This is a genomic window from Thiohalorhabdus sp. (genome assembly GCF_036628635.1).
GTDB lineage: Bacteria > Pseudomonadota > Gammaproteobacteria > Thiohalorhabdales > Thiohalorhabdaceae > Thiohalorhabdus.
Genome location: NZ_JAZKRM010000085.1, coordinates 1 through 5,146, shown reverse-complemented (window position 1 = coordinate 5,146; position 5,146 = coordinate 1). Strand labels below are relative to the sequence as shown.

The 5,146-nt window shown below is 64.1% G+C and carries 8 protein-coding genes; all 8 read left to right on the top strand.

Translation table 11 applies throughout. The features are described 5' to 3' along the window. The coding region (locus V5A19_RS13605) for a MotA/TolQ/ExbB proton channel family protein (protein ID WP_332327931.1) at window positions 1-245 on the top strand (245 nt) is incomplete at its 5' end. Between the two features lie 30 nt (window positions 246-275). Further along, the gene (locus V5A19_RS13600) at window positions 276-1,040 is read left to right on the top strand and encodes an OmpA family protein (RefSeq protein WP_332319960.1); all 765 of its coding nucleotides are present in this window, start codon (window positions 276-278) and stop codon (window positions 1,038-1,040) included. Next, window positions 1,033-1,740, top strand: coding sequence for an OmpA/MotB family protein (locus V5A19_RS13595; RefSeq protein WP_332319959.1), 708 nt, complete (start codon window positions 1,033-1,035; stop codon window positions 1,738-1,740). Before V5A19_RS13600 ends, V5A19_RS13595 begins: the two co-directional genes overlap by 8 nt. Window positions 1,741-1,809: 69 nt before the next feature. Beyond that, the gene (locus V5A19_RS13590; RefSeq protein WP_332319958.1) at window positions 1,810-2,319 is read left to right on the top strand and encodes a flagellar basal body-associated FliL family protein; all 510 of its coding nucleotides are present in this window, start codon (window positions 1,810-1,812) and stop codon (window positions 2,317-2,319) included. 10 nt (window positions 2,320-2,329) lie between these two features. Beyond that, window positions 2,330-3,337, top strand: a complete 1,008-nt coding sequence (locus V5A19_RS13585) for a flagellar motor switch protein FliM (RefSeq protein WP_332327930.1) — start codon at window positions 2,330-2,332, stop codon at window positions 3,335-3,337. Next, complete coding sequence (gene fliN, locus V5A19_RS13580; RefSeq protein ID WP_332327929.1) at window positions 3,337-3,714, top strand: flagellar motor switch protein FliN; 378 nt, start codon at window positions 3,337-3,339, stop codon at window positions 3,712-3,714. The genes V5A19_RS13585 and fliN overlap by 1 nt, the downstream gene beginning before the upstream one ends. After that, a complete protein-coding gene (locus V5A19_RS13575) occupies window positions 3,711-4,109 on the top strand; it encodes a FliO/MopB family protein (RefSeq protein WP_332327928.1) in 399 nt (132 codons plus the stop codon). The genes fliN and V5A19_RS13575 overlap by 4 nt, the downstream gene beginning before the upstream one ends. Then, on the top strand, window positions 4,075-4,839 hold the full coding sequence (gene fliP / locus V5A19_RS13570) for a flagellar type III secretion system pore protein FliP (RefSeq protein WP_332327927.1): 765 nt from the start codon (window positions 4,075-4,077) through the stop codon (window positions 4,837-4,839). The genes V5A19_RS13575 and fliP overlap by 35 nt, the downstream gene beginning before the upstream one ends. The last annotated feature ends 307 nt before the right edge of the window (window positions 4,840-5,146 follow it).

The window sequence follows — 5,146 nt, the reverse complement described above, 5'->3', positions numbered from 1 at the left end:
CCTCGACCATCGGCCCCGCCATGGCCGTGGCCCTGCTGACCACCTTTTACGGCGCCCTGATCGCCAATGCCGTTTTCATTCCAATGGCTGGCAAGTTGCGCGCCCGCAGCGAAGAAGAGCTGCTCAATTACCAGATCATCATAACCGGAGTGCGCAACATGGTGGCCGGTGAGAACCCCCGCATTATCGAGCAGAAGCTTTTGGCGTTCATGCCCCCCACCCAGCGCGAGAGCCAGTTCGACTGAGCAGGCGGAGCAAACCGCCCCGGAGAAAGCATGGCCAAGAAAAAGGGCGGCGGCAGTAACCAAGGCAGCCGGGTCATGTTCGTTTCCCTGTTCATGATCCTGCTAGCCTTTTTTATCCTCCTGAACGCCATCGCGACCATCCAGGAGGAACGTAAAAAGGAGGCCCTGGAATCCCTGGGCGGCGCCTTCGGCCAGCTCCCCTCGGGCTCCAGCCTGCGCGAATCGAGCTCCGGCAGATCCGGGGGGCCCTCCGCCCCCGTTAAAATGGAACAGGCCAGGAGCCAGCTACTGGACCAGGTCCGGAATATATTTACCGGCAAGATGGGCAAGGGCGTCGAGGTCCGGGCCGCTCCCGGGGGCAACGGAACCCTGATTCGGATCGAGGCCCCCGCCACCTTTTCCGGCGAGCAAACCGAGCTCCCCGACGATCTCGCCAATCGCTTGCGCCGCTTGGCCGACCTTGCCAAGGATGCGGAAACCGGTGTAAGGGTGCGGGGCCACACCAGCCTGGAGCTGGACAAAGACCTCGAAGAGGCCTGGTGGATCAGCGGGCGCCGGGCCCAAAACGTGCTGCGGATTTTCTACGAGGCCGGCGTGCCGGTGGCCGGGATCCGGATGAGCGGGCGCGGCGACCTCGAGCCCGTGGGCTCGGAGAGCACCGCGTCGCAACGGCAGGGCAACGAGCGGGTGGAGATCCTGCTCAAGATAAATCGGGAAAGCGAGCTCCAGCCCCTTTTCCCGGAAGGCTCACCGGCCGAGCCTGTCGTGGGTCCCGGAGGGCGCAGCGATGCCTAAAGCGAAAAAGGGACCGGACAAGACCTTCTGGATGGTTACCTTTTCCGATCTGCTGAGCCTTATGCTCACTTTCTTCGTCTTGCTGTTGTCCATGTCCACCCTGAGCGAGTCCAGCCTCCAGCGGATCGCCAGCGCTGTCGACCAAGGCCTTGGTATCATAGAGCGGGGCGGACCCTTCGGCATGTGGATCCAGCCGCAGGACGTCAAGGTTACACCCAAGATGCAGGCCACCTATCGGAAAGAAATGGAGGTGCTTCACCGCAACCTCAGCTCCCGCCTGGAGCAGATGGGGGCACGCGCCCGGCTGGGTACGGATCCGCAGGGGGAATCCCTCACCCTTTCCCTGCAGGCCGAGGCCCTGTTCCCTTCCGCGGAAACGCGTTTAACAGATCGCGCCCGCTACGTGCTGGGCGAGGTCGGGGAGGTATTGCGCCATGTTCCAGGGCGCCTCCAGGTGGTCGGCCACAGCGACAGTGTGCCCATGGGCGGCAGCGGCCGGGTGTCGGATAATTGGGCCCTGTCGCTGGACCGAGCGGTGAATGTCGCCCACTATTTGGCTCGCGATGTGCATCTGGATCCCAACCGGATCAGCGTCGCGGGTTACGGGCCCAGCCGCCCCGTAGCGGATAACGCCACGGAGGCGGGACGAGCCGCCAACCGCCGAATCACCATAGAGATCTACGCCCGGCAGGGCGGGTGAGCCGGCGACGATCGGCCACCGAAAGCCCAGGGGAGGAACTATTCCCAACCGGCCGACAGCGAGAGGACCATGGCCGAGGAAGAAGAAACCGAAAACGAAGAAGCGGCTAGCGGCGGGGGGCGCGGTAAGAAGCTCCTGGTAGTCGGAGCGGTGGTGGTGCTGGCCCTGGTGGTCGGGGCAGCGGGTACCTGGTGGTTCCTGTGGGCAGGTGGCGAAGAGCCGGCTCAAGCAACGGCTGGCGACGAGGCCAGTGCCCAATCCGACAAGGCCGAGGAGCCCGGGGAGCTCTACAAGATGGACGAGTTCGTGGTGAACCTGGCCCGGAGCAGTCGCACCCGCTACCTGAAGACAACCCTCCAGCTCGAGCTTGACGATCAGTCCCTGGTCAAGAAGGTGGAGAAGCGCCAGCCCCAGATCCGTGACGCCCTCATCATCCTGCTGTCAAACCAAAGCGTCGACGGTCTGGAGCAGATGGAGGGCAAGTATCAGCTCAAACGCCAGGTCGTGGCTAGGCTCAACAACCTGCTTGGCGACGACGCTGTGCGCAACGTCTACTTCACCGAGTTCGTCATCCAGTAGGGGAACACCGATGGCTGGCCAGATCCTCGAGGAAGAGGAGATCCAGACCCTCCTGGAAGGGCTCGAGGAAGGGTCCCTCAAGGGAGGCAGCGGAGGCTCCCTGTACGACGCCGAAGGGGAAGTGGTTCCCTACCACTTCTCCGAGGCCGAGGAAGAGGAAAGCCCCGAGCTCCCGGCCTTCGAGGTGGTGGCCCAGCGCTTCGAGCGCTTCTTCACCGACAGCATGGCGGCCGATTTTCCCGTGCTGCGACCGGCCCTGGCCTATCGGGGGTACGACCTCGACCGCTTCGGAACGGTGGCGGAGGAGGCCTCCAGCCCCGGCATCTACGCCGTCATCCAGACGCCCCAGGGCAAAATCCTTCTGTCCATGGAGGTCAGCGCCGCCCGCCAGCTGGTCGGCGCCGTCGTGGGCGAAGAGCAGCAGAACCTGGAGGAGATGGAGAGCACCGGCCGTGAGCTCACCCGCATCGAGCAGCGGCTGTTCAAGCGCATCCTCAACAATATCCTGGGCGATCTGAACCGGGCCTGGGAGCCGTTGTACATCATGCAGTCCGAGGATGTGCGGCTGGAGTCGTACATTCGCGACGCGTCCATCGTCCGCCGCGACGTGCGGGTCTTTCGGGTTGCCTACACTCTGACCATGGGGGAGCACGAATCCCCCATGATGCTTGTGTATCCCATGCCCACCCTGGATCCCCACATGGAGCTGATGCGCGGCGACTTCCTGGCGGGAGGGGCCGAAGTCGACGAGGAATGGCGCCAGCAGTTCCAGGAGGAGGTGCTTCACGCGAGTACCACCCTTTCGGTGGTCCTGGGCCGGACGCCGCTGACCCTGCGGGACCTTCTCGCCATGGATGTGGGCGATTTCTTCTACCTCGACCGCCAGCCCGGTGAGCCCGTGGAGGTCTGGGTCGGCGGCCGCAAGCGCTGGCTGGCCGAGGGCGGCAAGGTCGAAGGGCAGGTAGCGGCGCGGTTGTTGCATGCCCTCGAGAACGGTGCGGAAGGCGAGGAAGACTGATGAGCGAGGAAGATCCCGAGCAACAGCCCGACCAGCCCGATTCCGGGGTGCCATCGCAGGGCACGGCTTCCGGGGCCCCAGGCGGCGGTGCCTCCGAAGGGGACGAGACCTCCCCCGGCCACAACCTGGAGATGCTTCTGGATCTGCCCCTGGAGCTGTCGGTTGAGCTGGGGCGGACCCGGATGAGCCTTCAGGAGCTTCTCAAGCTGGACAAGGGCTCCGTCATCCGGCTGGGTCGGACCGAGGGCGAGCCCCTGGATATTCAGGTTAACGGCCGCACCGTGGCCCGCGGTGAGGTGGTTGTGATCAACGACCGCCTCGGAGTGCGTATTACCGAGGTGGGCGAGGCCCGCGAGCGGGTGAAAAGCCTGGAATGAGTCAGGCCGCACGCTTCTTCCCCGGCCGCCGGTGGCGCTGGGCCCTGCTCGGCCTGACCGGCCTCCCGGCGACGGCCGTTGCCCAGGCCGGTGAGGGAGTGCCCGATTTGGGCATGGCCCTGGTCAAGATGCTGGCCGCCTTGGGCCTGGTCCTGGGGGTTTTTGCCCTAGGCGTCTATTTCCTTAAGCGCTTCGGCCTGGTCCCCTGGACCCGCCAGGGGGGAGACCTGCGGATCGAGCGGATGGTCTCCCTGGGTTATCGAAGCCGCATGGCCATTGTCCAGGCCAGCGGGCAGCGCTTCCTGGTGGGCATCACCCCAACCCAGATTCAGCGAATCGCGGAGCTTCCCGAAAACGGTAATGACGCCGCCGACGATGACGCCGGGTCGCGCTAGCCGCCTAGTTGTGGCCCTGCTGGGGCTGGCTCCGGCGGTAGCGGCGGCCCAGGCCGCTCTGCCCGGGCTGGACATGGAAGTAACGCCCATGGACAGCCCCGACGATGTGGCCACCGGCCTCAAGATTCTGGCGGTTCTCACCGTTTTGTCTATCGCTCCGGCGATCCTGGTGCTGATGACCTCGTTCACCCGGGTCGTGGTGGTACTCGCCTTCCTTCGCCAGGCCCTGGGGACCCAGCAGACCCCGCCCAACCAGGTCCTCATCGGCCTGGCCCTGTTCCTGACCCTGTTCATCATGGCCCCGGTGTGGCAGCAGATCGACGAGAACGCCCTGGGGCCCTACCTGGACAACCGGATTTCCCTCCAAGAGGGTTACCAGGCGGGCATCAAGCCGGTGCGGGATTTCATGTTCAGCCAGGCCGGCGAGGACGAGGTGCGGTTGTTCATGAATCTCGCCGGTGAGGACAAGCCGGCGAATCTCTCCGAGGTGCCCACTCGCGCCCTGATTCCGGCGTTCGTTATCAGCGAGCTCAAGACGGCTTTCGAGATCGGCTTCCTGATCTACATCCCCTTTTTGATCATCGATATGGTGGTGGCCTCGGTACTGATGTCCATGGGCATGCTCATGCTGCCGCCGGTGATGATATCGCTGCCCATGAAGCTGATCCTGTTCGTCCTGGTGGACGGCTGGTATCTGGTGGTGGGGTCGCTGGTGGAGAGCTTTCAGTGACAGGTGAAAATCAGTGTTCAGTTGGCAGTTTTCAGTGTTCAGTGACGGCACAAAGACGCCCCCAGCTTCATGCCGGGGGCGTTTAGGTTGCGGCTGTTACTGAACACTTTTCAACTGAACACTGAAAACTGCCTTCAGTCTTCGATCACCTTCGCCAACTGCCGGCGGTAAGTGGAATTCGGTTGGATGCGCCGGATCAGGTTCAGCATCTGTTGGGCCTCGTTGGGGTGCCCCGTTTCCTGGTAGAGGCGGCCGGCCCGGTAGAGCTTGGCGCAGGCCAAGTCGTCCTTGCCCTGGGCCCAGTAGG

Bases quoted from the DNA above. Each gene is read 5' to 3' on its own strand.
- fliN (WP_332327929.1), top strand. From the start codon at position 3,337: ATGAGCGAGGAAGATCCCGAGCAACAGCCCGACCAGCCCGATTCCGGG.
- V5A19_RS13595 (WP_332319959.1), top strand. From the start codon at position 1,033: ATGCCTAAAGCGAAAAAGGGACCGGACAAGACCTTCTGGATGGTTACC.
- V5A19_RS13585 (WP_332327930.1), top strand. From the start codon at position 2,330: ATGGCTGGCCAGATCCTCGAGGAAGAGGAGATCCAGACCCTCCTGGAA.
- V5A19_RS13575 (WP_332327928.1), top strand. From the start codon at position 3,711: ATGAGTCAGGCCGCACGCTTCTTCCCCGGCCGCCGGTGGCGCTGGGCC.
- V5A19_RS13600 (WP_332319960.1), top strand. From the start codon at position 276: ATGGCCAAGAAAAAGGGCGGCGGCAGTAACCAAGGCAGCCGGGTCATG.
- fliP (WP_332327927.1), top strand. From the start codon at position 4,075: ATGACGCCGCCGACGATGACGCCGGGTCGCGCTAGCCGCCTAGTTGTG.
- V5A19_RS13590 (WP_332319958.1), top strand. From the start codon at position 1,810: ATGGCCGAGGAAGAAGAAACCGAAAACGAAGAAGCGGCTAGCGGCGGG.